Source organism: Amycolatopsis minnesotensis, assembly GCF_039529815.1.
Classification (GTDB): domain Bacteria; phylum Actinomycetota; class Actinomycetes; order Mycobacteriales; family Pseudonocardiaceae; genus Amycolatopsis; species Amycolatopsis minnesotensis.
Genome location: NZ_BAAANN010000011.1, coordinates 25,086 through 50,562 on the forward strand (window position 1 = coordinate 25,086; position 25,477 = coordinate 50,562).

Below are 25,477 nucleotides of genomic sequence, written 5' to 3' on the forward strand. Positions count from 1 at the left end.
CAAAATCGCCCGCCCGGCGCGTGCGTCACTCGCGGTGGAAACTGTGACCTTGACGTTGACACTGTGACAAGGTCTTCACTGGGCGCAGGAGGTGGTTCCCATCAACTCGCCACACCGGACTGCACCGGACACGCGCCTGCTCGGCGCCCTGGGTGCCGGGAACTCGTCGACGCGGCTCAAGGCCGCGCTGGCGGCAGGCACGCGCCCCGACCCCGGCCTCGCCGACGCGCTCGTGGCGCGGTGCGCGATCGAGCCGGACTTCTTCGTGCGCGACATGCTCACCTGGGCACTGACGCGCCTCCCGGCGGAGGTCACCGTGCCAAGGCTGCGCGCGGAGCTTCGTTCCGAGCACGCCCAGGCCAGGAGCCAGGCGCTGCACACGCTGTCCAAGATCGGGGACGGGACCGCGTGGCCCGCGATCACACGGTCGCTGCTGCACGACACCGACGACGAGGTCGCGCGAAGCGCGTGGCGTGCCGCCGTCGTCCTCGTGCCAGCCGGGGAACGGGAAGGGCTGGCCGCGGACCTGGTCGCACAGCTCGGTCGCGGTGACCGGGCCGTGCGGCTGAGCCTCAGCCGGGCGCTCGTCGCACTCGGAGACGTGATCGAACCCGCACTGCGGACGGGACTGGCGAATGCCGACCCGGTGGTGCGCGCGCACGCCCGCGCCACCGAGCGGCTGCTGCACGACCCGGATGCCGGTTTCGACTCGGCCTTCGACGAGGCGAAGCGGATCGTCGCGCTCGGCCCGGAACGAACGGGAGGATCGGCGTGCTGATCGGCGAGGTGGCGCACCGCTCGGGGGTGAGCACCCGGATGCTCCGGCACTACGACTCCCTCGGGCTGGTGCGCCCGACCGGCCGCACCGTCGGCGGCTACCGCGAGTACTCCGACGAGGACATCCGCCGGATCTTCCACGTGGAAAGCCTGCGGTCGCTGGGACTGTCGCTGCGGCAGATCGGGCGCGCGCTGGCGGACCCCGCCTTCGCACCGTCCACATTGGTCGGTGACCTCATCCGGCGGACCGAGGACCGGGTGAAGCGGGAGCAGGAGTTGCTCGAACGGCTCCGCGCGGTCGATGCCTCGGCGCCCTTCGGCTGGGAGGACGTCCTGCGCATCGTCGAGCTCCTGCACGGGCTCAGCTCGCCCAGTCCCGCGCGGCGGCAGCAAACCGTCCTCGCCCCTGGCGAGGACGTGCCGGTTCCCGCCGAACTGCTGGCCGAGGCGGTCCTCGCCGAAGCCGATCCGAACGTCGCAGGCGCCCTGCGGTGGGCGCTGGCGCGAGCGGGCGGTGACGGTGTCGCGAGCGTGGCGGCCGGTGTGCGTTCGGAGGACGTCGCCGTCCGGCGGCGCGCGGTACTGGCGATCGCCGGGATGTCCGGTGACGAGGCGTCCGCGGTGCTCGCGGAGGCGCTCGGTGACCCGGACGCGACGGTGCGCGGGCCCGCGGCGCTGGCACTGGGCGCGCGCGGCGCCACCGCGGCCGTGCCGGCGCTCGTCGGCATGGTGGTCGAGGGCACGAACGACGTCGAAGCGGCCGAGGTGCTGGGAACCCTGTCACGGGACCCCGTGCGCGCGGAGGAGATCATGACCGCGCTGCGCGGCGAACTCGCCGCGCACACCGCGGATCCCGCGGTGCGGATACGCCTGACCCAGGCGCTCGCCGAGATGCCGGCGAGCATCGCGGTGGACGTCCTGCGGGACTTGGCCCACGACGATGACCGGTCGGTCGCCCTCATCGCCTCGGCACTCGCGAGAGTGCTCGAAGAGCGTTCCCGCGACTGAACCGAAGGGCGTTTCGCTGCCGCCCTCACCCGTCGGCGAGGCGCTGGATGGTGGTGCTGAGCCATTCCCGGAGATCAGCGGGGTCGCCGAGTTCGGAACGCAGCACCCGGCGACGGGTCGAGACGCCGAGCCCGAAGGCGTCATCACGGCGGCTCCAGCGAGTTCGTGTCGAGGAAGGCGGCCAGCGCCTCCGCCGCCTCCGGGCGTTCGCCGGACGCGCGTTGCAGCACGACGAGCGGATCGTCCACCAGCGCTCCGCGGGCTGCTGCACGGCTGGCCGGACTCGGTGCTGCGGTTCGAGCGCGTCCTGCCGTTGCTCGCGGACCTGCACGTGGTGGTTCCCGCGCTGCCGGGCTTCCCGTTCGCGGCCCCGCTCACCGTCCGGCGGCGATGTGGGTGGCACCGTCGCGGAACTCCTCGCGGCCGAGCACCCGGGCCGGGTGGCCGCCCTGCACCCGACGAACGTTGCCCCGCAACACGCGTTCACGGCGGACCCGGCCACGCTCGCACCCGACGCGGCCGAACACGCTCGCTGTCGCGCTCGGCGACTCGCCCGCCGGGCTCGCGGCGTGGATCGTCGAGAAGCTGGAGTCCTGGTCCGGCGAGTCCGCCTTCACCACGGACGAACTCCTCACCTGGGTCACCGCCTACTGGGTCACCGGCACGATCGGCGCCTCTTTCGCCACCTACGCCGGTGACTACGAAGCCGAGCTGGTGATCTGCACGGAAGAAGAACCAGTAGCGTTCTCGGCTGCCATCCGGTCGCGGGTGGTCGCGCGCCGGATTCCGGCCAGCAGCAGGACGTTCGCGACCAGGATGATCGGCCAGGGCGCCGGTTCGAGGATCACGGCGCCGAGTACTGCCCAGCCACCGAGGAGCCAGCCGATGAACGCGGGTGGCGTGATGCCGCGGCGATCCAGCCACAGCACCGTCAGCCCGGCCACGACGAGTGGCACGCCGAAGCTGGCCAGGCTCAGCCAGTAGGCACTGTTCGCCGGGCTCATGGCGGCGAGGTCGTCTCCCCACAGAGCCCCGCTGAACCAGCCGCCGACGTACTGCGCGGCCTTCTCCAGTGTCAGGGCGCCGATCGTGTGCGCGGCCCCGAACAACACCATGAGCCAGCCGGCCCATTTGATCATCACTGCCTCCCGAAGCGTTATACGATGCCGTATAGAGCGAGGTTAGACCGGTTATACGGCACCGTACAATGAGTCGAGAGAGTGAAGTGGGCCACAGCATGGGTGCATTGCGGACGCCGCGCGAGAAGTGGGTCGAGGAGGGGCTGCGGGCGCTGGCCGAAGGCGGCGTGGATGCCGTGCGCGTCGAGGCGCTCGCCAAGAAGCTCGGCGTGACCAAGGGCGGGTTCTACGGCTACTTCGCCGACCGCGGCGCGCTGCTGGACGAAATGCTGGACGCCTGGGAGCGGGAGAGCGTCGACGACGTCCTCGCCCGGATCGAACGAGAGGGCGGCGACGCGCTGGACAAGGTCCAGCTCGCCGGGCGGCTCACCTTCTCCGGCGACCGCCTGCTCCCCATCGACCTCGCCGTCCGCGACTGGGCCCGCCGCGACCACGCCGTCGCCGAACGCCTGCGCCACGTGGACAACCGGCGCATGCAGCTCTCCCGCGACGCGATCAGCACCTTCTGCGACGATCCCGACGAGGTCGAAGCCCGCAGCCTGCTTGCCTTCTGCGCGGCGATCGGCAGCCACTTCCTCGCCGCCGACCACCCCGGCTCCACCCGCGCCCAGGTCCTCGCCCGCGCCGCCGGCCTCATCCTCGACCGGCCGTCGGACGGTCCCGGCCGGTGACCCCGGCGGGCTATTCAGCGCGCAGTGCGAGCTTGTCCGGCGCAGCCCTGGTCGCCGCCGAAGCGGTTCGCGTCGACCGGGATGGGCACCCCGGCGACCTTGGTCTTGTCCGTGTGCTGCCAGCGGGTCCAGCGCTGCCAGCCGGCGGGGCCCGGTCGTAGTTGACCGCCCACGGCACGGTGCCGCCCGCGAAGACCCTGCTGTCCACCTCGCGGCCGGTCAGGAAGCTCTGGCTGGTGTGGACGATCGGGCCGCGGTGGAACCGGGTGCGCACGATGTCCGGGAACTGCTTGGCGCCCGCGGCGCCGTAATCGGGGCAGCGGCCGTCGTGCGGTGCGAATCGCGTGCCAGCCACCTGTGTTACTGGGCGGTAACATATCGTCGGCATATCGAAAATCGGATACGTGCCGGCAACACCGTGCCGACTTGACTGGCGGCATGATCCACGGCGAACCAGCTCGCACGGCGGCCCGTCCCGGCCGATCGCCGGCGTCCGCGTCCTCCCTGGCCGTCCGGACGACGAGAATCGCGATCTACGGCTGCGGGCCGGACGAGGCCGTCCTCTTCCGGGAGATGGCGCCTCGCTTCGGTGTGATGGCGACCATTACCGGTGAAGCGGTGTCCGAGGCCAATATCGAACTGGCATCCGGAATCCGATGCATCAGTATCGGCCATAAAACGCGCATCGCGAACTCGACTCTTCTCGCGCTCAGCAAGGCCGGTGTGGCGTACATCTCGACGAGAAGCATCGGGTACAACCACATCGACGTGAAATACGCGGCGAGTGTCGGTATCTCCGTCGAGAATGTCGCCTACTCGCCCGACAGCGTGGCCGACTACACGCTGATGCTCATGCTGATGGTGGTGCGAAACGCGAAATCCGTCATCCGCCGCACGGACGTGCACGACTACCGGTTGGCCGAGGTGCGCGGAAAGGAACTGCGCGATCTGACCGTCGGGGTGGTCGGCACCGGGCGCATCGGCGCGGCGGTGCTGGACAGGCTGCGGGGCTTCGGCTGCCGCGTGCTGGCTCATGACACCCGTCCCAGTGCCTCCGCCGACTACGTGCCGCTCGACGACCTGGTGCTGCTGAGCGACATCGTAACGCTCCACACGCCGCTCAACGCGGATACGCACCACCTGCTCGACGGGCGGCGCATCGAGCGGTTGAAGCACGGCGCGTTCGTCGTCAACACCGGGCGCGGCGCACTTCTCGACACCGAGGCCCTCGTTCCGGCGTTGGAAAGCGGCAGGCTGGGCGGTGCGGCGCTGGACGTCATCGAAGGGGAAGAGGGGATATTTTACGCGGATCGGCGGAGCGAGCCCGTTGAAAGCAAGCAGTTGCTGCGGCTGCAGGAACTGCCCAACGTGATCGTCAGCCCGCACACCGCCTACTACACGGACCACGCCCTGAGCGACACCGTCGAAAACTCGATTGCCAACTGCCTGAAATTCGAAAGCGGAAACCAGCATGGATAAAGTGAAGGTCGGAATCATCTTCGGGGGCTGTTCCGAAGAGCACACTGTCTCCGTCAAATCCGCGCGCGAGGTCGCGAAGCACCTGGATGCCGAAAAGTACGAACCGGTCTACATCGGGATCACGAAGAGCGGCGCCTGGAAGCTCTGCGACGGCCCTGAAGAAAACTGGGAAGACGGTGCCTGCCGCCCGGTCGCGCTGTCGCCGGACCGGAGCGTGCGCGGGCTGCTCGTGCTGGAGCAGGGGCGATACGAAACGATCGGCCTCGACGTGGTGCTTCCCGTTCTGCACGGCACGCTCGGCGAGGACGGTGCGATGCAGGGCCTGCTGGAGATCTCCGGCATCCCCTACGCCGGCTGCGACGTCCAAAGTTCCGCCCTGTGCATGGACAAGTCCCTCACCTACCTCGTCGCGGGCAGTGCGGGAATCGCCACGCCGAACTTCCGGACCGTCGCGGCGAACGAGAACGTCGATCCCGACGGGCTCACCTATCCCGTCTTCGTGAAGCCTGCCCGGTCGGGCTCGTCCTTCGGCGTCAACAAGGTGTCCGGGAAGGAAGAACTGCCGGGCGCGGTGGAGGACGCGCGGCAGTACGACTCGAAGGTGCTGATCGAAGAGGCCGTCGTCGGCAGTGAGATCGGCTGCGCCGTACTGGGGAACGACCTGGAGCTGATCGCGGGCGAGGTCGACCGGATAAAGCTCTCCCACGGCTTCTTCAAGATCCATCAGGAGAGCGATCCGGAAAACGGTTCCGAGAACGCCACGATAGTCGTTCCCGCGGACATTCCGGCGGAGTCGCGCCTGCTCGTCCAGGAGACCGCGAAGGCCGTGTATCGCGCCTTGGGGTGCCGGGGGCTCGCACGGGTGGACCTGTTCCTCAAGGAGGACGGGAAGGTGGTGCTCAACGAGGTCAACACCTTTCCGGGCATGACACCGTACAGCCGATACCGGCCGATGATGGCGGCCGCCGGGGTGCCCTTCGCCGAAGTGCTCGATCGGCTGGTGTCACTGGCGTTGACGGGAAAAATGCGATGAGGGAAGATTTCGTCTTCGTGGACGAGCTCCTGCCCGGCGTTCGCTGGGATGCCAAGTACGCCACCTGGGACAACTTCACCGGCAAGCCGGTGGACGGGTACCTGACCAATCGGATCGTCGGCACGAGGGCTTTGTGCGCGGCCTTGGAGAGCGCCCGCGAAAAAGCCGCCTCCTTCGGCTTCGGGCTGCTCATCTGGGACGGGTACCGCCCGCAACGCGCCGTGGAGTGCTTTCTGCGCTGGTCGAAGAAGGCGGAAGACGGCCGGAACAAGCAGCGGTACTACCCGAACATCGACCGGGGCGAGATGTTCGAAAAAGGGTACGTGGCCGAGAAGTCGGGCCACAGCCGGGGCAGCACCGTCGACCTGACGCTCTACGACCTGGCCACCGGTGAGCTCGCGCCGATGGGTGGCGACCACGACCTGATGGACGCGGTGTCCCATCACGGGGCGCCGGGAATCACCGCGGCCGAAGCGCAGAACCGGAAATACCTCTGTTCGATCATGGAGTCCTGCGGTTTCCGCCGGTACGACCACGAGTGGTGGCACTACACGCTGCAGGACGAACCTCATCCGGACACCTACTTCGACTTTCCGATCGCATAGTGGCAAGAAGGGGCGTCATGCCTGACGACCGTGCTGAGCCGTGGACGATCCGGCCGATCCGTGCCGCCGACGCTCCGCGTCTCACCCGGCTGCTGGCCCAGCTCGGATACCCGAGCGAACTCGACGCGGTGACCGGCAGGCTGGCGGGCATCCTGGATTCGACCACCCGGCAGGTGCTGGTCGCGGTCACGGCCGACGACTCCCGCATCGACGGTTACCTGGGTGTCGAGCGGCGGCTGCTCCTGGAACAGGACGAACACGTCGAGATCACCGGCCTGGTGGTCGATTCGGCGGCCCGCCGGTCCGGCCTCGGCCGCACTCTGGTGAACGCCGCCGAACAGTGGGCGTCGCGGCACGGCCTGCATGTGGTCGTGGTCCGGTCGAATGCCGCGCGCACCGAATCCCACCCGTTCTACACGGGAATCGGGTACCAGCGGACGAAGACCTCGCACGCCTACCGCAAGGAGATCCAGGGCGCGCCCGGCAGGCAGGTGTCGTGAGCACGGCCCATGAGCGCGACGGGCTCCCGCGCATCCGGACCGGCGGCGGGCCGGACACCGCCGAGATCGCCCGCGTCCACCTGGCGACGCGGCGAGCCACCTACCGGGGGTTGCTGCCGGACGACGTGCTTGGCGCGATGACCCCGGACTCGGTGGAGAACTGGTGGCGGGCGTACCTGCCGCGGGCGCCGCGGCCGAACACCCTGCTGGTGGCCGAGGACGGCGGCGCCGCGCAAGGATTCGCCTTCCTGCAGCGGGACGGCGGGCGGGGTGAGATCTTCGCGATCCACGTCCACCCGGACACGCAGGGGCGGGGCGTCGGCAGGCTGCTGATGCGGCACGCCCTGGACGTGCTGGGCCGCTGGGGATGCGATCGTGCCGTGCTGTGGGTGCTGGCGGGAAACCATGGCGCCCAACGGTTCTACGGCAGGCTCGGATGGACGCCGGTGCCAGGGGGAGTCCGGGTCGAGAACATCGATGGTGCCCGAGTGGACGAGGTCGGCTTCGAGCTGTCACTTGCCGGCGGGCGGTGAAGCGGCCGGTAGCCGCACCATGACGCGGAGGCCGCCGGCGGGGCGGGGGGCGAGGGTGAGGGTTCCGTCGTGTGCCTGGGTGATGCTCTTGACGATGGCCAGACCGAGGCCGACCCCGGGGTGATCGGTGCGGATGCGCTTGGTGCCGCGCTGGAACGGCTCGACGAGGGTGGAAACCAGGTGCGGGGCGAGCTTCTTGCCGGTGTTCTCGACCGTGAGCGCCACGGTGCCGGGACGAACGCTGGTGGTGACCCACACGGTGCCGCCCTCCGGCAGGTTGTGCACGATCGCGTTGTGCACGAGGTTCGTGGTCAGTTGCAGCAGGAGCGCGTGCGAGCCGGTGGTGGGCGCGATGTCGCCGGAGGTCTCGATGGTGATGCCGCGTTCTTCGGCGAGGGGGAGGAGCGTCTCGGCGGCTTCTTCCGCGGCGAGGGAGAGGTCGACCTGCTCCCGGCTGAAGGACCGCTGATTGGCGCGGCTGAGCAGGAGCAGCGCTTCGGTGAGGTCGATCGCCCTGGTGTTGATGAAGCGGAGGCGCTCGACGAGTTCGCCGGTGTCGCGGTCCGGATCGTTGCGGGCCACGTCGAGCAGTGCCTGCGTGATCGACAGCGGGGTGCGCAGCTCGTGGGAGGCGTTGGCCGCGAATCTCCGCTGTTCGGCGTCATGTGCTTCGAGCTGCGCGAGCATGGTGTCGAAGGCGTCGGCGAGTTCGCGGAACTCGTCTTCGCGGCCCTCCAGTTCGATCCGGTGGGCGAGCGATCCGGTCGCGGCGAGGCGGGTGGCGCTGGTGATGCGGGTCAGGGGCGCGAGCATCCGGCCGGCCAGGATCCATCCTCCGACGAGGCCGAACACCAGCAGGAACGCCAGCATCGCGATCGCCTTCGGGGCGAAGGCGCGCACCAGGTCGGACTGGTTGGGTACGGAAATCGGGCCGGGCGCGCCGTGCCCGCCGGGCGGACCTGGCGCACCGTGCCCGCCAGGTGGGCCGGGCGGGCCCGACGACGGGATGAAGATCACCTCGGGCACGTACCGCAGCAGGAACAGCCAGACGACCGCGAGCAGCAGGACACCCGCGACCATGATGAACCCGGCGTAGCTGAGGGTGAGTTTGAGGCGAGCGCTCAGGCCGGGTGCCCTAGCCACGGGCCCCTCGCTCAGATCCGGTGTCGATGCGGTAGCCGACACCGGCCACGGTGGCGATGAGCCAGGGTTCGCCGAGCCGCTTGCGCAGCGCCGAGACCGTGATGCGCACGGCGTTGGTGAACGGGTCGGCGTTTTCGTCCCACGCCCGTTCCAGCAGCTCCTCGGCGCTGATCACCCCGCCTTCGGCGGCGACGAGCACTTCGAGCACGGCGAACTGCTTCCTGGTCAGCGCGACGTACCGGCCGTCGCGGTAGACCTCGCGGCGGAACGGATTCAGCCGCAGGCCCGCGATCTCCCGCACGGGCGGCCGGTTGTGCGCGCGCCTGCGGTCCAGCGCCCTGAGCCTGAGCACGAGCTCCTGCAGTTCGAACGGCTTGGTGAGGTAGTCGTCGGCGCCGAGTTCGAATCCGGAAGCCTTGTCGTCGAGCCGGTCGGCGGCGGTGAGCATCAGGATCGGCATCCCGCTGCCGGAGGCGACGATGCCTTCGGCGATCTCGTCACCGGACGGCCCGGGAATGTCGCGGTCGAGGACGGCGATGTCGTAGGCGTTGACGTTCATCAGTTCGAGCGCGGTGTCGCCGTCACCGGCGATGTCGGCGGCGATCGCTTCCAGGCGCAGCCCGTCGCGGATGGCCTCGGCCAGGTAGGGCTCGTCCTCGACGATCAGCACGCGCATGGTCCCGATGCTACGAGCCCGCGCATATCGTCGGCATACCGGAAACCGCATACGCGCCGGCAACACCGCACTGCCTTGACTGGCGGCATGCCCTACCGCGAACCAGTGCGAACAGCGGCCCGTCGCCCCCGATCGACGGCGTCCTCGACCGTCCGGAGTGCACTCGGCAAGGCACACGGCGCCGTCCCCGACCCCGTGCCGGTCTTCGACGACGGGACCCCGGCCGTGGCCAACCTCGACCCCGATCTGCTCGCCGCCCTGCGCGAAGCGGCGGCCGACGCCGCGGACGACGGGGTCGAAATCTTCGTCAACGGTGGCTGGCGTTCCCCGGAGTACCAGGAACAGCTGTTGCGCGAGGCGATTTCGAAATACGGCTCGGCAGCCGAAGCTGCCCGGTGGGTGGCCACCCCCGGCACCTCTGCCCACGTGGCCGGGGAGGCTGTCGACATCGGACCGTCCGCTGCGAGGGCGTGGCTGTCCGAGCACGGCGCCGGATACGGGCTGTGCCAGATCTACCGCAACGAGCCGTGGCACTACGAACTGCGCCCCGAAGCCGTCGAGCACGGCTGCCCGCCCATGTACGCCGATCCGACGCACGACCCGAGGATGCGGCGGTGACCGGCGCGCGGCACGGCCGAGCCCCGCTTCGCCGACCGCATTGACCCCACCGTCGAGGACGCGATAGGTTGACGACATCGGCGCCTTCACCGGCTCTGCCCGGCGACCGATCTCGGCTGCGGTGTTTCAGGTCTGCCCGCATCGACACGCTCCCACCGCCGCACAGCGGTGAGCACATCGAACGCCTCGACGTCCCCCGCTCTTTGCAGCTTCGGGGTACTCGTCCCTGCCCTCGAACCCCGCGTCGAACCGCGGCCCTGTCGCCGAGCGCACGCAAAGAACGGAGTAAAGCCCATGAGTACCACCAGAATCACCGACGGTCTCGAACGAACGGTCATCGAGAACATGCTCGATCGCAACCGCGAGGCCCTGATCGAGACCGCGCGCGGTCTCTCCGAGGCCGACGCCCGCCGACGGCTCGTCACCTCGCTGACGACACCGATCTCCTTGCTCAAGCACGCCGCGGGCGCCGAACGGATCTGGTTCCAGCGGTTCTGGGGCGGCCTCGACGAGTCCGAATGCGACGGATACTCGAAGCGGGACGAGGGCACCTTCACCGTCACGGACGACGAGTCGCTGGCCGACGTGATCGCCGAGTTCGAACGCGCGAGCCGGCGATCACGGGAGATCGCCGCCCGCTTCGACCTCGACGAAACCAAGGACATGCCCGGTGAAGGAACGGTCAGCATGCGGTGGACCCTGCTCGCCATGATCGAAGAGTTCGCGCGGCACGCGGGACACGGCGACATCCTGCGCGAGCAGATCGACGCGGACCCGCGGCCGAACCCGTGAGACCCCCGCCGCCCTCGACCGTCCATTGTGGATAGGGGCAGTCGAGGGCGGCGGCCGCGAGGTACCGGCACCGGCACAGGGGGCGGCTTGCGCCCCCGGCCACCGCACCTCCGACGGGGCGCGACACCGCGCCTGTGCTCTCGTTTCACGGCTTCTTCATCGCGACTTGCCATCCTGGCGTCGCCAGAAGGCGACAACGAGGAAAAGGGGTACGTCGTGAGCAGGACCAGTGTCCGCCGCTCCGTAACAGCCGTGCTGACCGCCGCCATCGCGGGTGCGGTGCTGACCGGCGGCATGGCCGAAGCCCGACCGGCGCAGCCGGACCCAACGCACTCCGACACCAGAGCGGTGCTCGGCAGATACCAGGCGAAGGCGGGCCCCGGTGCCGCGGTGTACGCGGGCGATGCCGCCGGTTCTTGGCACCTGTCGGCGGGGACCGCGGCGATCAACGGCCCCGTGCGGGCCATCACGCCCGACGACCACTTCCGGATCGCCAGCCAGACCAAGACCTTCACCGCCGCGGTCGTCATGCAGCTGGTCGACGAGGGCAAGATCGAGCTGGACGGGCCGATCGAGCGCTACCTGCCCGGTGTGGTCGACGGCAACGGCTACGACGGCAGCAGGATCACCGTCCGGCAACTGCTCCAGCACACCGCGGGCATTCCCGACCCCAACGTGTTCGCCTACGCCCAGAAGGCCGCCGGGATCGTCAAGCCGGACGGCAGCGTGGAACTCGCCGACCTGGTGCGGGTCGGGCTGCAGAACTTCCCGCCCGCGTTCCAGCCCGGTGCCGGCCTCGCCTACTCCAACCTCGGCTACCTCATCAACGGGCTGCTGATCCAGCAGGTCACCGGTATGCCGGTGCGGGATGCGATCACCAGCCGGATCATCACCCCGCTCGGCCTCACCCAGACCACCTACCCCGCGTCGGGCGACCGCTCGCTACCCGCCCCGTACCTGCCCGGGTACACCGGCGGCAGGATCGGACCGTTCTTCTTCTGGACCGAGACGGGCTCGGCCCCGTTCCTCAGCGAGCCGTCGATCGAAGGCTCGGCGGGCGCGGTCGTCTCGACGCTGCCGGACGTGTCCAAGTTCTACCGGGCACTGCTGGACGGCAAGGTCGTTTCCGCGGCCTCGCTGGCCGAGATGCAGAAGGTGCAGCAGACGCCAGGAATCCCGGAGTACCGGGGAGTCGGTCTCGGCCTGCAGGAGATCGCGCTGCCGTGCGGCGGGGTCGCCTGGTTCCACAATGGATTCAGCCCGGCCGGCTGGGCATCGGTGACCGCGGTGACCGAGGACGGCAGGTACGCCTCGATGGTGACCAACACGATGGAAATGGCGGGCACCCGCCCGCTGGCCGTGGACGTGGTCGACACGGCGCTCTGCGACATCCGCTGACGAGGTGAGCCCGGCGGTGGTTTCCCGGCAGGGGAACCACCGCCGCTGGCCCTCCGGCCGCTCGCCGGGAAGCCGATCAGAACCAGTGGCTGCGGCCGGCCACCTTGGTGCCGGCGCGCCCCAGCACGGCCAGTACGAGGCCGATGACCACGAGAGCGATACCGATGGACCACAGAACCGGAATGGAAGCGACGAAACCGATAATCAACAAAATCACGCCGAGTACTATCAACGGTCAAGCCTCCTGAAATGGGGGTTCGGGGAGAATCGTCCAGTGGGCGGCAGCTCAGTCCTTGACCGCGTCTTTGATCTTCTCGCCCGCCTGCTTGACGTTCCCCTTGGCCTGATCCGTCTTGCCCTCGGCCTCGAGTTCCCGGTCCCCGGTGGTTTTGCCGAGACCTTCCTTGGCCTTGCCCTTCAAGTCTTCTGCCTTGTTGCCGATCTTGTCGCCAGCGCTCATAAGAAATCCCTTCGGTGCAGGACTGGACAGCTCAAGGGGAGGATGCCCGTGGCGGTCGGTCCTGAAACTCGTTCGCGTGAAGTTCCTTATTTTCCGGTCAGCGGCCGACTTCGTTCTGGCAGGACGACAGGCAGGCCCGGTGCCGGACGCGGATTTGGTGCCGCGGGGAGGTGTGCGACCCGGCCCCGCCGGGTACTCCCCCTGGTACGGACGCTTCGAGGCCCTGCTCTCGCTTCCGCGTTCCGATCTTCGTTGTGCCAGGGCCTTTCGCGTGCGCGCCGGCACCTCGTGACCTGCCCTGACCGCGCACGCCGGAGGAACGAGTGACCACTTCGGACAAGATCAACTTCGACGCCTGCGGCCCGGACGCCATGATCGGTGCCCCGGTTCGCGACAACGACGGTGGCAAACTCGGCAAGATCGAGGCCGTCTACTTCGACGACGGCGGCACCAAGCCGGAATGGGCCGCGGTGAAAGGCGGCTTGTTCGCCGGTCACCTCACCCTGGTGCCGCTGGAGCGCGGCAAGTGGGACGGCGCCGAACTCACCGTGCCGTTCGACAAGGCCGCGTTCCAAGCAGCGCCGCACCACGTACCCGACGACGCCCTCAGCGAGAGCGAGGAACAGGCTCTTTGCCACCACTACGGGATATCCGCCGGCCAGGACCGCCGCGGCGAACACGGCTAGGTTCTAACGACACGACAGCGATGCGCTGCGGCAGGCCGCGCCGGATGAACAGTTCTGGCCTCGCTGTCATGCTGTGGCGGCGCGTCCGAGGCCGACTTCGTCCGTTCGGCTGAGCGGCCACGCCTGGGATCGGCGATCCGGTGGAGCCGCGACCCTGGGGTGATCGACGGCGGCGTTCCGTTGCCACGGCTGGAGTCCTAGCTGAGCAGGGCGCTGAGGCGCTGTGCCGCCGCCATTACCAGGCGGCCCAGCGCGTCCGGGTCAGGGGCCTCGAACAGCGACAGCCCGATGCTCGTCCCCGGCCGGTCGGAACCGGGCACGGCCGCCGATATTCCGGTGATCCCGGGCGCTATCTCTCCCTTCGAGACCGCGAATCCGCGCTCTCGCGCCAGTGCCACCTCGGCGCGCTCGCCGGGAACCGGCGGACTCGCCGCCAGCAGGGCAAGGCCCGCCGAGCCGCGGCCGATCGGGTCGAGCTGGCCGGTGCGGAACGCCACGTGCATCGCGGCGCGGCGGGGCTCCACGATCATCAGCATGCGGGCCTGTTCCGCGTTCTCCCGCACCACCAGGTGTCCCGACGCCTGCGCCGAATCCGTCAGCTCTTCCAGCACCGGGCGCGCCAGCGTGCGCAGGTCCTGCTCCACCGGTTCGGCCAGCCGGACCAGGCCCGTGCCCAGCGAGATGCGCTTGAAGCGGTCACGACGGCAGAGGTAGTGCGCCTCCAGCGTCCGCACCAGCCGGTGCGCGACCGTGCGGTGCACGCCGATGCCGTCGGCGATCTCGGTCAACGTCAGCCCCTGCGGATGCCCCACCAGGAGTTCCAGCGCCTGCAACCCGTGGTGCAGGGTCTTCGACGTGCCGGACGCCGGCGGCGTCGATTCCATAGTGGACACACGGCTCCCTTGACGAGGTGACGGGCGCGATCTATCGTCCTCTCAATAATCGCACACTGCGTGCGAATATAGCACGCAACGGATAGCTGGGCCAACGGAGGTTCCGATGACGGTGGTGGCGACCGAAGACGTCGTGGCCGTGCACCAGCTCTACGGACGGCAAAGCCATGCCATCGACTCGGGCCGCGCCGCCGAGTGGGCCGCCACCTTCACCGCGGACGGTGAATTCCACTCGCCGAGCTATCCCGAGCCCGCCATCGGCACCGGCGGGCTCACCGCGTTCGCCGCGCGGTTCCACGAGTCCGGCGAGCAGCTCCGCCACGTCGTCAGCACGGTCCACGTCCGGCGGGGAAACACCACGGACACCCTGTTCGCCGACGCCTACCTGCAGATCGTCGCAAGCACGCGCCTGGTGCGGCTGACCGTCCTCGAAGACGAACTGGTTCGCACCGAAGGCGGATGGCGGGTGCGGCGGCGCACCGTCCACCGCGATTCCTGACCACGGAGGAGAAAACCACGATGATGGGCAACGAGCCCTCGGGGCCGGGGCGGGTCCTGCACCAGCCGGTCCTCACCCGGTACCCGGAGTTCCCCGGCAAGGTCGCCGTGGTCACCGGCGCCGCCCGCGGGATGGGTGCCCGCTTCACCACCGCGCTCGCCACGCGCGGGGTCGACGTGGTCGGCGGCGACATCGACGGCGACGCGATGGCCGCCACGGCGGCCGAGCTGACCGCGGCGCTTGACGAGAGCTCCCTGGAAGCCGGCCCGGGCCGGATCGTGCCCGCCGTCCTCGACGTCACGAAGGCGGCCGACCACCTGGCACTCGCTCAGCGCGCCGTCGACGAGTTCGGGCGGATCGACTTCTGGGTCAACAACGCCGGGATCTTCCCGTTCGCCGAGATCGCCGACATCGCCCCGGAGCAGATCCGCGCGACGCTGTCGGTGAACGTCGAGGGCGTGCTGTTCGGCGCGCAGGCCGCGGCCAAGCACCTGCCTCCCGGCGGCGCGATCGTCAACATGTCCTCGGTGTCGGCCGTGCGCGTGCGCAAGGGCCGCGGTGCCTACTGCAGTTCCAAGGCCGCCGTCGCGCACCTCACCGAGTCTCTCGCCGTCGAACTCGGCGACCAGGGCATCCGGGTCAACGCGATCGCGCCCGGCTACATCGACACCGAGATGACGCGCTGGATCCAGGACGACCCGCCCGCACTGGCGAAGGCACTGGACGCGGTACCGCTGCACCGGATCGGCTCGCCGGAGGAAGTCGCGGGCGTGCTGCTGTTCCTGCTCTCCGACAGCGCCCGGTACGTCACGGGGCACAGCATCGCCGTCGACGGCGGTTCCCGGCATGTCTGAGCACGTCCGCTACCCGGACGTTGTGCTGGTCACCGGCGCGGCGGCCGGCATGGGCGCGTCCCACGCCCGTGCGCTCGGTGCCCGCGGCGTCCACGTCTGCGTCGCGGATGTCGCCGATCCCGCGGAAACCACCGAAAAGATCCTCGCCGACGGGGGATCGGCGTCCGCGCACCGGCTCGACGTCACCGTCGCCGGTCAGTGGGCCGCGGTGCTCGCCGAGATCCGCGAGCGGCACGGTTCGCTCGGCGGGCTGGTGAACAACGCCGGGATATCGCGACGGCTGGAGTTCCTGGACACCACCGCCGAGGTGTGGGACGAGGTGCTCGCGGTCAACTTGACCGGGCCGTTCCACGGGATGCGCGCCGCCGCACCGCTGATGCGGGACTCCGGCGGCGGGTCGATCGTCAACATTTCGTCCATCTCCGGCCAGATCGGCTACTTCTCGCCCGCGTACTCCGCCAGCAAGTGGGGCCTTACCGGACTGTCCAAATCGGCCGCAGGCAACTTCGCGCGCTGGGGAATCCGGGTCAACTCGGTCCACCCCCGGACTGGTCGGAACCGCGCTGCTCGCGGGCGCGGACACCTTCGTCAAGTCCGCTGTGGACAGTGTGCCCGCTGGTCGGATGGCGAGGCAGGACGAGATCACGGACGCGGTGCTGTTCCTGCTCTCGGACCGATCGAGCTACATGACCGGCAGCGAGGTCACCGTCGACGGCGGCCTCGTTTCGAACGGGCTCTACCACCGCATCGTCGCGGAGTCGGGAGGTGACCTCGGATGAGCACCGGGGAAGAGTTCGACGTCGTCGTGATCGGGGGCGGGGGAGCGGGGCTCGCGGCCGCCGTGTCCGCGGCCGAGCGCGGCGCGTCCGTCCTGCTGTTCGAAGCCGAGAAAGAGCTCGGCGGATCGACGCGGCTGTCCGCAGGCATGTTCACCGCCGCCGGTACGAGCGTCCAAACCGGACTGGGCATCGACGACACGCCGGAGAAGTTCTTCCAGCACTACATGGACCTCAACCAGTGGCAGCTCAAGCCGGGGCTGGTGCGGGCTTTCTGCGAGGAGGCAGGGCCCGCGCTGGAATGGTTGATCGGTCTCGGCGCCGAGATCCCCGCGAAGGTGTCGCACAACGCGCATTCGCCCGGCCTGACCCGCGCCGGTGTCGAGGACGTGTGGCGCGGGCACGTCCCGAAGGACCAGGGCTACGGCCTCGTGCAGGTCCTGGACAAAGCCCGCCGGAAGGCAGGCGTCGAAGCGGTGGTGAACACCAGGGTCGACCGGCTGCTCGTCGAAAACGGCCGCATCACGGGCGTGGTCGCGGACGGGATCGACGTCCCGGCGCGCGCCGTCGTCGTCGCGAGCGGCGGGTTCGCCCAGGACCCGGCACTGCGCGCGCGCCACTACCCGGACGCGGATGCCGCGGGCGGCGCCCTGTTCGTCGTCGCGGCACCCGGCTCACGGGGTGACCACTTCGGATTCGGCGAACAGGTCGGCGCCGCGATCACCGGCGACGGCTGGGGCCTGCTGCTGCCCACCGCCTACTTCCAGCGGCTGCACCACTGGCAGTCCGGGTTTCCGCCGGTGTCGCGGGTGATGGTCAACGGCCGCGGCAGGCGGTTCATGAACGAGGACGCCTCCTACGCCGTCTCCAGCGGGATCATCGACGCCCAGGGCGGTCCGGTGTGGACGGTCTTCGACGAGCAAGCGCGGCTGAGCCTGCCAGCCGGGTACGCGCACTGGGATGCCGCCCACGTCCTAGCCGAAGCCGAGGCCGGGCGCACCGTGCGCGCCGACAGCGTCGAAGAGCTGGCCGGGAAGCTGGGCGTGCCCGCCGACGCGCTGCGGGCGACGATCGACCGCTGGAACACCCAGCTACCCGAGGGCGGGGACGACCCCGATTTCCTGCGCCACCACTCGCTGATCGCCAAGGGCCGCACCGAATCCGTTGAGCCGATCGGGAAACCGCCCTTCTACGCGGCGCACACGCTGCCCGCCGAACTCGTCTGCACCCACGCCGGGCTGGAGATCGACGGCGGCGCCGCCGTTCTCGACGCGCGAGGCGGGCGCGTGCCCGGGTTGTACGCCGCGGGGGAAGCCGGAGCCGGCGTGCTCGGGCCGCGGTACGTCGGTGGCGGCAACGCCGTCGCCAACGCGATCACCATGGGCCGGGTCGCCGGCCGAGCCGCGGCCGCCCGCTGAGCGGCCACCCACACCGAGCCGAGGACAACCCATGACCGTCCACAACGGATCCACCGGCACCGAGGTCGGCAGCCGCACCGTCCGCAAGGTCGCCGTGCGGATCATGCCGATCGTCGGCCTGCTCTACATCTTCAACTACCTGGACCGGGCCAACATCGGCTACGCCCAGCTCGGCATGTCGAAGGAACTGGCGATCGACGCCGCCACGTTCGGCGCGGCGTCGGCGATTTTCTTCCTCGCCTACGTCGTGTTCGAGATTCCCAGCAACATGATCATGAAGCGCGTCGGCGCGCGGCTGTGGCTGAGCCGGATCGCGGTGAGCTGGGGCATCGTCACGGTGGTCACCGGGTTCGTCGCGAACACGACGCACCTGGTGATCGCGCGCATCGTGCTCGGCATCGCCGAAGCAGGGCTCTTCCCCGGGCTGCTGCTGTACCTGACGCTGTGGTTCCGCGGGAAGGAACGCGGCCGCGCCATCGCCACGCTCGCACTCGCCCAGCCGATCGCGCTGATCCTCGGCAGCCTCACCGGCGGCTGGATCCTCGACCACGCGCACTGGTTCGGCATGAGCAGCTGGCAGTGGGTGTTCGTGCTGCAGGGCGCGCCGGCCGTGCTGATCGGCGTCGTCACTTTCCGCTGGCTACCGGACAAGCCGGCCGACGCGCGGTTCCTCACCGAACAGGAGCGCCGCTGGCTGCAGGCGGAGATCGACAAGGAGTACGTGCCGGAGGAGAAGGAGACCTTCCTCGGCCAGCTGCGCGCCATCCGCAACGGCAAGGTGCTGCACCTCGCCTTCGCGAACCTGTTCATCGCCTGCGGCCTGTACGGGCTGACGTTCTTCCTGCCGCTGATCGTCAAGCAGCTCGACTCGAAGTACTCCTCGACCAACATCGGCCTGCTCGGTGCGATCCCGTACGTCGTCGGCGCGATCGGCATGGTGGTGCTCGCGCGCAACTCCGACCGCACCGGGGAGCGCAAGGGACACGTGATCGCGCTGGTGCTCGTCGCGGCGCTGGGCTTCTTCGGCGCGATCCAGTTCAAGTCGGTGCCCGTGCTGTCGCTGGTGAGCCTGTCGTTGGCAGCGATCGGCGTGCTCGGTTACCTGGCGCCGTACTGGGCGATGGCCGCGAAGGTGCTGTCGAAGGAGCACACCGCCGTCGGACTGGCCGCCATCAACTCGATCGCGGCGCTGGGCGGGTTCTTCGGCCCGTACGCGATCGGGCTGGCCGCGACCGACACCGACGTCACGGTCGGGCTCTACTTCCCGATCGGCTGCCTGGTGGTCTCGGCGGTCATGCTCGCCTTCCTGCAGGTGCCGCGGGAAACGGGGGCGCGTCGGTAGGGCGCGCGCGTCACCGCTGTCCGTGCCGAGGCCAGCGAGCGGGGGCAGACCGTCTTCGGCGGGGATGCCGACGGAGCCCGAGTCGCTCAACAGCTCGTTGAAGGAGCTCGCGGTGTCCACATCGGAGGCAACGGGGCACCAGGTGCGGGTGAGCGGCATCGAGGTGCTGCCGCCGTTCGTGCTGTACGGCCCCGACCGGATGACCGCGATGACTACTCCGACTTCGCCAAGGCATGGGAGCAGCGCCTGCGCACCCTGGAGCCGACCGAGCCGACCGAGCCGATCGCGTTCCGGCGGCAGGGCTCCGGCGACTACGAGATCCCCTCGCCGCACCTGGAAGAGGGCCTGGAGCCCGTCGGCCGCACGGGTTTCGGGCCGCACGTGCGCGGCTGACCGCTGATCAGCGACCCACCTCCCGGTCGGCCCAGCCGGCGACGGCCCGGAAGTAGTCGGGTGCGTTGGGCGCGTAGTTGATCGCGTGCCCGTAGCCGGACAGTGCGTAGGTGTGCAGGTCCGCGGCAGGCGAGTAGTACGGCAGCTCGGTCCGCTTGATGCCGTTCGCGGACGAGCAGTCGGTGGCGAGCAGGCCGCAGAAGACGGGGTCCTGGCCCAGCGCGATCATGACCGGCTTGTCGATCAGGGCCGAGTACGGCGTGATCACCCCGAGCGCGAACAGGTCCAGCGCCTGGGTGTGCACCGAAGTGTCCTTTGTGGCCTCGTCGAAGGCGATGGCGCCCGGCACCTTCGGGCCAGGCTGGTGGAAGAGCGAGTAGCGGCTGCCGGGCAAGGAGGTGATGTAGGCGGGATCGCGGACGGCCCCGGCGAACTTCGGGTCGAGCACCGCCGGGTACATCGAGGTGAACACCGGGATCGCGCCACCGAGGTTCACCCGGTGCGCCAGCCCGGTGATCAGGACGCCGTCGACGTCGTGGAAGGTGGCGGCCTCGACGATCGCGATCGCGGATCCGTACGAATGGCCGCCGAGGACCACCTTGGCGAACCGCGGGCCCCGTTCGCCGGATTTCAGCTGCTGGATGACGTCGTGCACCGTGAAGGCCTCGGTGATCGTGGTCAGCAGGACGCTCAGCGGGATGGAGCTGGCGCCGGTGCCGAGCCGGTCGAGTGCGAGCGTGGCGTACCCGGCCCGGTTCATCGCCTGCCGGTAGGACCGGATCTCCGGCTGGTACCCGATGTCCCAGTACGAGCTGTTGTAGGTTCCCCCGGGGACGAGGACGTGCACCGTGCTCGCGCCACCGTCGGGGACGCACAGCGTGCCGTGCATCGTCTGGGAAGTGGCGACGAGCGTCACCGGGAAGGACATCTCCCGGCAGGACGACCCGGCCGCCTGCGCGACGCCGGGTGCCGGCAGGAAACCGAACAGCGCGATGGCCGAGGCGATGGCGATGAAGCGGCGGGTCGAAGCGCGGCGCCTGCCGCGGAACAAGTACACGGGCGATTTCTCCAGTCGTGACTGATGCGGGGGATGGATCAGGTTCGCGGCACCGCGGTCATCGGCATCCGGTCGGGATGGGCGGCCGAGGTCACCTTGGTCCGCACTGGTTTCCCCGGTACCGGGACGAGGCGCCACCGGGTCATGACGGTGGCCGCGACGATGGTGATTTCGGTTTGCGCGAACGACTTTCCGATGCACTGGCGGGAGCCGGTGCCGAACGGGACGAACGCGCCCTTCGGCACCAGTGCGGCCCGCTCCGGCAACCAGCGGTCCGGGTCGAAGCGGTCCGGATCGTCGTAGTACCTCGGGTCGAAGTGCAGCGAGTACGGGCTGAGCATGAATTCCGTTCCCGCGGGCAGCGGGAATCCGCCGATTTCGACCTCCACCAGCGCCCGGCGCATCAGAATCCAGATCGGGTACATCCGCAGCGTTTCGGTGACGACCCGCCGGGTGTACTCCAGCCCGGGCAGGTCGTCGACGGTGGCGGGACGGCCGGCCAGCACCTGGTCCAGTTCCGTCATGATGCGCCGCTCGATCTCGGGATGCCGCGCGACCTCGTGGAAGAACCACGTCAGCGCCACGGCGCTGGTCTCGCTGCCCGCCGTCAGCAGGGTGATCACCTCGTCGTAGACCTGCTGATCGGTCATGCGGTCACCGGTGTCCTCGTCGGCGGCGAGCATCAGCATGGACAGCAGATCGCCGTGGTCCTCGCCGTCCGCGCGCCAGGAGGCGATCACTTCGAGCACGATGTGCCGGAGCCGTTCGATGGCCCGGTCGAACCGCCGGTTGGCGGGGATCATCGGCAGGTGCTCGAAGATCTTCGGGGACAGCGCCCTGATCATGCCCTCCTTGAGCACCACCGGGATCGAGCGGCGCGCCTCGGCAACGGCCTGCTTGCCCAGTTCGGTGGAGAACAGCGTCTCGCCGACGATGGTGATCGCCAGGCGTTGCATGTCGTCGTCCACCTGCCGGACCTCGCCCGCCCGCCAGCTCGCGGTCAGGTCCGACGTGGCGTGCGCCATCGCCTTCGCGTAGGAGGCGATGCGGGCGCGGTGGAACGCGGGCTGCACCAAACGGCGCTGACGCCGGTGGAAAGCGCCCTGCGACATGACCAGCCCGTTACCCATGAACGGCCGGAACCGGTCGAAAATCGCACCCTTCGAGAAATTCGCTCCCTCGGTCACCAGTACCTGGTTGACCAATGCCGGATTCGTCAGGAAGAACGCGCGAATCGGGCCGAGGTGGATCTCGACCACGTCGCCGTGTTCGCGCAGCGAGGAAGTGAACTCCACGCGATGGCGCAACAGCGACGGCGTGTGCCCGAAAAAGATCAATCGGCCGGGGGCGACTGGGGCAGGCATTCCCTCTCCTCGGCTGAGTGGGGCGGATGAGCCACCATAGGCGTCGCCCAGCTCGTCGCGACAGTACCCGATGGTGGAAATGCCATCACGCGGATGGCCCTGTCCGGTGTGCACGCGGGGTGAGTAAGTTTGCGGGCTCCCAGCTGAACGAGGTGTTCGGGCAATGCCGCAGCAACAGGACTGGGTTCCCGCGGGTATCGATACGGCGACCCCGAGCGGGGCTCGGACGTACGACTACTTGTTAGGAGGCGCACACAACTTCCAGGCCGACCGGGATGCCGCGGTGTACGCCGAAAAGATCATGCCGGGAGTCCGTGACATCGCCCGCCTGAATCGAGCGTTTCTCGGCAGGGTCGTCCGGTTCATGGTGCACGAGGGAATCCGGCAGTTCATCGATCTCGGCTCGGGAATTCCGACCGTCGGCAACGTGCACGAGGTCGCGGCCGGGATCCACCCGGACTGCCGGGTGGTCTACGTCGACCGCGATCCGATCGCGGTGGCGCACAGCAGATTGTTGCTGAAGCCGATCGGCAGCGCGGCGATCGTGGAAGCGGATTTCGGTGACCCCGAAGCGATCTTCACCAGCCCGGAGGTGCGCCGCCTGCTCGATCTGAGCGAGCCGGTGGGCGCGCTGATGGTGGCGCTGCTGCATTGGATTCCGGACGAGAAGGGCCTTCTCGCGCTCCTTGCCGAACATCGGGCACGGCTCCCCGCTGGGAGTTATCTGGCGATTTCGCACCTGAGCAGTGATCAGCAGGCCGCCAGGATCGACGGCGCGGTGGAGATGTTCAACGGGGCGAAGGGCCGCGACAAGGCGACCACCCGAAGATACGACGAGATCGAATCGATGTTCGGCGATTTCGAACTGGTCGAGCCGGGACTGACCGGATGTGCGCTGTGGCGGCCGGGCGGGCCGGGCGACATTTCGGAGAACCCCGAAGCCAACGCGCAGATCTACGGCGGCGTCGCCAAGAAGATCCGCTAGGGAGGGCACCACTCGCGCTGCCCCCGAAAGGCCGGGCGCGCGCAGGTTCACACCGGGGTCGGAACGACAACGGATATCGGCACGAAAAGCCCGACAAGGGCACGGATCAGGGAGCCGGGCGTCATGACAAGGCCGTTACCTTCCGATGGGCAGCAGCGGCCCGCCGGAACGCAGCCTCTTTCGTCGGAGCGGGAACGCCTCAAGGTCGCGCGGAAATGGGCCTATCTCGTCAGGCGGGCCACTTACATCCCCTTGCCGGACGACGAGATCGAACGGCGGTTCCTCGGTCTGCTCGATCGGCTGCTCGACGCGCTGTGCGGCGACCAGCCCACCGAGAGCGCGTCGGAGGTCGGGGCCGAACTCGTCCGGCTGCACTGCGTCGGCAAGACGAGCCTGCAGTGCACCGTGGACGTGCTCGCCTCCGCGTTGCTGGCGCCGACGGAGGGACGGCTGGCCGATCGGCTGCCGGAGCGCGTCGGCAAGCTGCTCGGCGCGCTGGCGTCCGGTTACGTCGACGCGATCCGTTCCTCGATCGTCGAGCAGCAGGACACGCTCAACCAGGCGCTGTTCGCCGCGGTCCGTGCGTCGCAACACGAACTGGAGGCCAGTGAGGCCCAGCTCGACGAGATCTTCGTCAGCTCGCCGAGCGGGATCGCGGTCACCGGGCCCGACGGGCAGTTCGTCCGCACGAACCCCGCCCTGCACCGGATCCTGGACCGGACGGCGAGCGAGGTGGCGGGCGGCAACCTGTACGAGTTCGCGCACGAGACCGATCGCGGGCTGCTGCGGGACGGCTACCGCGATCTCCGGGACGGCAAGATCGACCGGCTTCGCTCGCGCCCGCGCTTCACCACCAAGGACGGCGATCTGTCCCAGGTCACGCTCACCGCTTCGCTCCTGCGCGAGGCGCACGGCAGGACCGGTCAGTACGTCACGATCGTGGCCGATGACGCGGAACTGGCGCTCCTGCAGAACCGGCTGCGGCACCAGTTGCTGCACGACCTGCTCACCGGGCTGCCGAACCGGCAGTTCTTCGGCACGCACCTCGAACACGTGCTGCACCGGTCGAATTCGGCGACGCTGTACCACGTGGACCTGGACGGGCTGTCGTTCGTCACCGACGGTCTCGGCAGGAAAGCGGGCGACAGCCTGCTGCGGACCGTCGCGGACCGGCTCAGGTCCGTGGTGGCGGGCGAGAGCGCGATGGTCGCCCGGTTCGAGAGCGACAAGTTCGGGATTCTGGTCGAGCGTTCGGCGACCGGGCCGGACGCGGCCACGATGGTCGCGCGGATCAACGAGACGCTGTCCGAGCCGGTCTACGTCGACGGCGTTGGCCTGGCGGTGACGGCGAGCTTCGGCGTGGTCGAAGACCTTTCCCGCACCGCCGAACCCGCTGAGCTGCTGCGGTCGGCGGACCTGGCGATGCGGCGGGCCAAGAGCGCGGGCCCCGGCCGGTGGGAGCGGTACGACCCGGTGCTGGACGTACCGGCGAGAGAGGCACTCGGCCTGGTGGCCGCCATGCCCGGCGCGTGGGAGAGCGGGGAACTGGCGGTCGGTTACGAGCCGCTGGTGCGACTGGCCGACGGCGAGCTCGCCGGCGTCGAAGCGCGGCTGCGGTGGGAACATCCGGAGCTGGGCGTGCTGCCGGAGCAGCGATACCTCGACCTGGCCGAGCGCACCGCGCTGATCGGCCCGCTCGGAGCGTGGCTCGTCGAGCGCGGCTGGCAGGACAAGGCCGCGGGCGGTGGCGCGGACCTGTCACTGCTCGTTCCGCTCACGCCGAACCAGCTGAGTGATCCCGGGCTGGCCGAACGGATCCGGCGCATCCTGGACGACGCCGCGCTGCCCGCCGAACGGTTGTGGCTCGGCCTGCCGACGAGGGCGCTGCTCGGTACCGGGCACGAGGCCGCCGACAACGCGCACGTGCTCGCCGAGCTGGGAATCGGCGTGGTGCTGTACGACTTCGGCGCGACGCCGGGCGAGCTGGTGCTGCTGGAGGAGTTCCCGGTGCGGGCCGTGCGCCTCGACTCCCGCCTGGTGTGGCGTGCCGTCGGCGAGGAGTCGATCGCCGTCGCCGGGGCGGACTACCTGATCGCGCTCCTGCGCCGGGCGGGCATCGTGGTGGTCGCCGGTGGTCTCGAGACCAGCGAACAGGCACGGCGGTGGCAGCGCGCGGGAGTCGAGCTGGGGACGGGCCCGCTGCTCACCGGCGACGCCGGGCCCGCGACCGACCTCGAATCCCTGATCGGCGGCGGCAGGGCCGGTCGCGGGTACTGACGCGGTGTCGCACGCTGCGGTGGTTTCCGGGCCTGTTCGACGCCAACTTCTACGACGTCGAGACCGGGGAACCCGGCTGTCCGGCCGCGAATAGCGCGGCT

The 25,477-nt window shown here is 69.5% G+C and carries 30 protein-coding genes and 1 pseudogene; 20 read left to right on the forward strand and 11 right to left on the reverse strand.

Translation table 11 applies throughout. The features are described 5' to 3' along the window. Positions 1-91 precede the first annotated feature (91 nt). Together ABD256_RS15445 and ABD256_RS15450 are read left to right on the forward strand one after the other, a co-directional pair. The gene (locus ABD256_RS15445) at positions 92-778 is read left to right on the forward strand and encodes a HEAT repeat domain-containing protein (RefSeq protein ID WP_344418227.1); all 687 of its coding nucleotides are present in this window, start codon (positions 92-94) and stop codon (positions 776-778) included. Beyond that, positions 772-1,785 carry a HEAT repeat domain-containing protein gene (locus ABD256_RS15450; protein ID WP_344418229.1) on the forward strand — a complete coding sequence of 338 codons (1,014 nt, stop codon included), beginning with the start codon at positions 772-774 and terminating at the stop codon, positions 1,783-1,785. Before ABD256_RS15445 ends, ABD256_RS15450 begins: the two co-directional genes overlap by 7 nt. 25 nt (positions 1,786-1,810) lie before the next feature. Here ABD256_RS15450 and ABD256_RS15455 read toward each other — a convergent pair whose 3' ends face one another. The 3 genes from ABD256_RS15455 to ABD256_RS15465 form a co-directional block, all read right to left on the reverse strand. Then, positions 1,811-2,188 (reverse strand): hypothetical protein, encoded by a 378-nt coding sequence (locus ABD256_RS15455; RefSeq protein WP_344418230.1) that lies wholly within the window; start codon positions 2,186-2,188, stop codon positions 1,811-1,813. Further along, the gene (locus ABD256_RS15460; RefSeq protein ID WP_344418232.1) at positions 2,160-2,420 is read right to left on the reverse strand and encodes a hypothetical protein; all 261 of its coding nucleotides are present in this window, start codon (positions 2,418-2,420) and stop codon (positions 2,160-2,162) included. Before ABD256_RS15460 ends, ABD256_RS15455 begins: the two co-directional genes overlap by 29 nt. Before the next feature lie 63 nt (positions 2,421-2,483). Beyond that, positions 2,484-2,924: a DUF6463 family protein gene (locus ABD256_RS15465; RefSeq protein ID WP_344418234.1), complete on the reverse strand. Its 441-nt coding sequence runs from the start codon at positions 2,922-2,924 to the stop codon at positions 2,484-2,486. 98 nt (positions 2,925-3,022) lie between these two features. On the opposite strand from ABD256_RS15465, the gene ABD256_RS15470 reads away from it, so the two are divergent. Then, entirely contained in the window at positions 3,023-3,595 is a 573-nt protein-coding gene (locus tag ABD256_RS15470) for a TetR/AcrR family transcriptional regulator (protein WP_344418236.1), read from the forward strand. A gap of 10 nt (positions 3,596-3,605) precedes the next feature. On the opposite strand, the gene ABD256_RS15475 is transcribed toward ABD256_RS15470, so the two are convergent. Next, positions 3,606-3,950, reverse strand: a complete 345-nt coding sequence (locus tag ABD256_RS15475) for a hypothetical protein (protein ID WP_344418238.1) — start codon at positions 3,948-3,950, stop codon at positions 3,606-3,608. Between the two features lie 71 nt (positions 3,951-4,021). Here ABD256_RS15475 and vanH point away from each other — a divergent pair, with 71 nt between their 5' ends. Genes vanH through ABD256_RS15500 form a run of 5 tightly spaced genes read left to right on the forward strand, consistent with a single transcriptional unit; the run spans position 4,022 to position 7,745 of the window. Further along, positions 4,022-5,074 carry a D-lactate dehydrogenase VanH gene (gene vanH / locus ABD256_RS15480; protein ID WP_344418240.1) on the forward strand — a complete coding sequence of 351 codons (1,053 nt, stop codon included), beginning with the start codon at positions 4,022-4,024 and terminating at the stop codon, positions 5,072-5,074. After that, positions 5,067-6,107 carry a D-alanine--(R)-lactate ligase gene (vanA, locus tag ABD256_RS15485; RefSeq protein WP_344418242.1) on the forward strand — a complete coding sequence of 347 codons (1,041 nt, stop codon included), beginning with the start codon at positions 5,067-5,069 and terminating at the stop codon, positions 6,105-6,107. Before vanH ends, vanA begins: the two co-directional genes overlap by 8 nt. Next, positions 6,104-6,712 (forward strand): D-Ala-D-Ala dipeptidase VanX, encoded by a 609-nt coding sequence (gene vanX, locus ABD256_RS15490; protein ID WP_344418244.1) that lies wholly within the window; start codon positions 6,104-6,106, stop codon positions 6,710-6,712. Before vanA ends, vanX begins: the two co-directional genes overlap by 4 nt. A gap of 17 nt (positions 6,713-6,729) precedes the next feature. Beyond that, a complete protein-coding gene (locus ABD256_RS15495; RefSeq protein WP_344418246.1) occupies positions 6,730-7,212 on the forward strand; it encodes a GNAT family N-acetyltransferase in 483 nt (160 codons plus the stop codon). Continuing rightward, a complete protein-coding gene (locus tag ABD256_RS15500) occupies positions 7,209-7,745 on the forward strand; it encodes a GNAT family N-acetyltransferase (RefSeq protein WP_344418248.1) in 537 nt (178 codons plus the stop codon). The genes ABD256_RS15495 and ABD256_RS15500 overlap by 4 nt, the downstream gene beginning before the upstream one ends. On the opposite strand, the gene ABD256_RS15505 is transcribed toward ABD256_RS15500, so the two are convergent. After that, positions 7,725-8,888, reverse strand: a complete 1,164-nt coding sequence (locus ABD256_RS15505) for a sensor histidine kinase (RefSeq protein ID WP_344418250.1) — start codon at positions 8,886-8,888, stop codon at positions 7,725-7,727. The genes ABD256_RS15500 and ABD256_RS15505 overlap by 21 nt on opposite strands. Then, positions 8,881-9,564: a VanSc-type vancomycin resistance response regulator transcription factor VanR gene (gene vanR-Sc / locus ABD256_RS15510; RefSeq protein ID WP_344418252.1), complete on the reverse strand. Its 684-nt coding sequence runs from the start codon at positions 9,562-9,564 to the stop codon at positions 8,881-8,883. Before vanR-Sc ends, ABD256_RS15505 begins: the two co-directional genes overlap by 8 nt. Positions 9,565-9,669: 105 nt before the next feature. Between vanR-Sc and ABD256_RS15515 the strand changes: the two genes are divergently transcribed. The 3 genes from ABD256_RS15515 to ABD256_RS15525 all read left to right on the forward strand — a co-directional run bounded on the left by ABD256_RS15515 (position 9,670) and on the right by ABD256_RS15525 (position 12,372). Further along, positions 9,670-10,182, forward strand: coding sequence for a D-alanyl-D-alanine carboxypeptidase family protein (locus tag ABD256_RS15515; RefSeq protein WP_425546457.1), 513 nt, complete (start codon positions 9,670-9,672; stop codon positions 10,180-10,182). 294 nt (positions 10,183-10,476) lie between these two features. Beyond that, entirely contained in the window at positions 10,477-10,974 is a 498-nt protein-coding gene (locus ABD256_RS15520; protein ID WP_344418256.1) for a DinB family protein, read from the forward strand. A gap of 216 nt (positions 10,975-11,190) precedes the next feature. Beyond that, positions 11,191-12,372, forward strand: coding sequence for a serine hydrolase domain-containing protein (locus ABD256_RS15525; protein WP_344418258.1), 1,182 nt, complete (start codon positions 11,191-11,193; stop codon positions 12,370-12,372). Between the two features lie 76 nt (positions 12,373-12,448). Here ABD256_RS15525 and ABD256_RS15530 read toward each other — a convergent pair whose 3' ends face one another. Beyond that, positions 12,449-12,589 (reverse strand): hypothetical protein, encoded by a 141-nt coding sequence (locus tag ABD256_RS15530; RefSeq protein WP_344418560.1) that lies wholly within the window; start codon positions 12,587-12,589, stop codon positions 12,449-12,451. A gap of 69 nt (positions 12,590-12,658) precedes the next feature. Further along, entirely contained in the window at positions 12,659-12,832 is a 174-nt protein-coding gene (locus ABD256_RS15535) for a CsbD family protein (protein ID WP_344418260.1), read from the reverse strand. Between the two features lie 323 nt (positions 12,833-13,155). Here ABD256_RS15535 and ABD256_RS15540 point away from each other — a divergent pair, with 323 nt between their 5' ends. Further along, positions 13,156-13,518, forward strand: a complete 363-nt coding sequence (locus ABD256_RS15540) for a PRC-barrel domain-containing protein (RefSeq protein WP_344418262.1) — start codon at positions 13,156-13,158, stop codon at positions 13,516-13,518. 197 nt (positions 13,519-13,715) lie between these two features. Here the strand turns inward: ABD256_RS15540 and ABD256_RS15545 are convergent, their stop codons facing one another. Next, on the reverse strand, positions 13,716-14,402 hold the full coding sequence (locus ABD256_RS15545; RefSeq protein WP_344418264.1) for an IclR family transcriptional regulator: 687 nt from the start codon (positions 14,400-14,402) through the stop codon (positions 13,716-13,718). A gap of 115 nt (positions 14,403-14,517) precedes the next feature. Between ABD256_RS15545 and ABD256_RS15550 the strand changes: the two genes are divergently transcribed. The 6 genes and pseudogenes from ABD256_RS15550 to ABD256_RS15575 all read left to right on the forward strand — a co-directional run bounded on the left by ABD256_RS15550 (position 14,518) and on the right by ABD256_RS15575 (position 19,300). Then, on the forward strand, positions 14,518-14,910 hold the full coding sequence (locus ABD256_RS15550; protein ID WP_344418266.1) for a nuclear transport factor 2 family protein: 393 nt from the start codon (positions 14,518-14,520) through the stop codon (positions 14,908-14,910). 20 nt (positions 14,911-14,930) lie between these two features. After that, the gene (locus ABD256_RS15555) at positions 14,931-15,764 is read left to right on the forward strand and encodes an SDR family NAD(P)-dependent oxidoreductase (protein ID WP_344418268.1); all 834 of its coding nucleotides are present in this window, start codon (positions 14,931-14,933) and stop codon (positions 15,762-15,764) included. A gap of 49 nt (positions 15,765-15,813) precedes the next feature. Continuing rightward, a pseudogene (locus ABD256_RS15560) lies at positions 15,814-16,248 on the forward strand (SDR family NAD(P)-dependent oxidoreductase); the annotation flags it as partial. A gap of 115 nt (positions 16,249-16,363) precedes the next feature. After that, complete coding sequence (locus ABD256_RS15565; protein WP_344418270.1) at positions 16,364-16,543, forward strand: SDR family oxidoreductase; 180 nt, start codon at positions 16,364-16,366, stop codon at positions 16,541-16,543. Continuing rightward, positions 16,540-17,958 (forward strand): FAD-dependent oxidoreductase, encoded by a 1,419-nt coding sequence (locus tag ABD256_RS15570; RefSeq protein ID WP_344418272.1) that lies wholly within the window; start codon positions 16,540-16,542, stop codon positions 17,956-17,958. Before ABD256_RS15565 ends, ABD256_RS15570 begins: the two co-directional genes overlap by 4 nt. 31 nt (positions 17,959-17,989) lie before the next feature. Continuing rightward, on the forward strand, positions 17,990-19,300 hold the full coding sequence (locus ABD256_RS15575) for an MFS transporter (protein ID WP_344418274.1): 1,311 nt from the start codon (positions 17,990-17,992) through the stop codon (positions 19,298-19,300). Positions 19,301-19,700: 400 nt separating this feature from the next. Here ABD256_RS15575 and ABD256_RS15580 read toward each other — a convergent pair whose 3' ends face one another. Together ABD256_RS15580 and ABD256_RS15585 are read right to left on the reverse strand one after the other, a co-directional pair. After that, the gene (locus ABD256_RS15580; RefSeq protein WP_344418276.1) at positions 19,701-20,750 is read right to left on the reverse strand and encodes an alpha/beta hydrolase; all 1,050 of its coding nucleotides are present in this window, start codon (positions 20,748-20,750) and stop codon (positions 19,701-19,703) included. Between the two features lie 38 nt (positions 20,751-20,788). Further along, positions 20,789-22,114 carry a cytochrome P450 gene (locus ABD256_RS15585; protein ID WP_344418278.1) on the reverse strand — a complete coding sequence of 442 codons (1,326 nt, stop codon included), beginning with the start codon at positions 22,112-22,114 and terminating at the stop codon, positions 20,789-20,791. A 163-nt stretch (positions 22,115-22,277) separates the two neighbouring features. On the opposite strand from ABD256_RS15585, the gene ABD256_RS15590 reads away from it, so the two are divergent. Both ABD256_RS15590 and ABD256_RS15595 read left to right on the forward strand, forming a co-directional pair. Then, on the forward strand, positions 22,278-23,099 hold the full coding sequence (locus ABD256_RS15590; protein ID WP_344418280.1) for an SAM-dependent methyltransferase: 822 nt from the start codon (positions 22,278-22,280) through the stop codon (positions 23,097-23,099). Positions 23,100-23,222: 123 nt separating this feature from the next. Then, positions 23,223-25,376 (forward strand): putative bifunctional diguanylate cyclase/phosphodiesterase, encoded by a 2,154-nt coding sequence (locus ABD256_RS15595; protein WP_344418282.1) that lies wholly within the window; start codon positions 23,223-23,225, stop codon positions 25,374-25,376. Positions 25,377-25,477 lie beyond the last annotated feature (101 nt).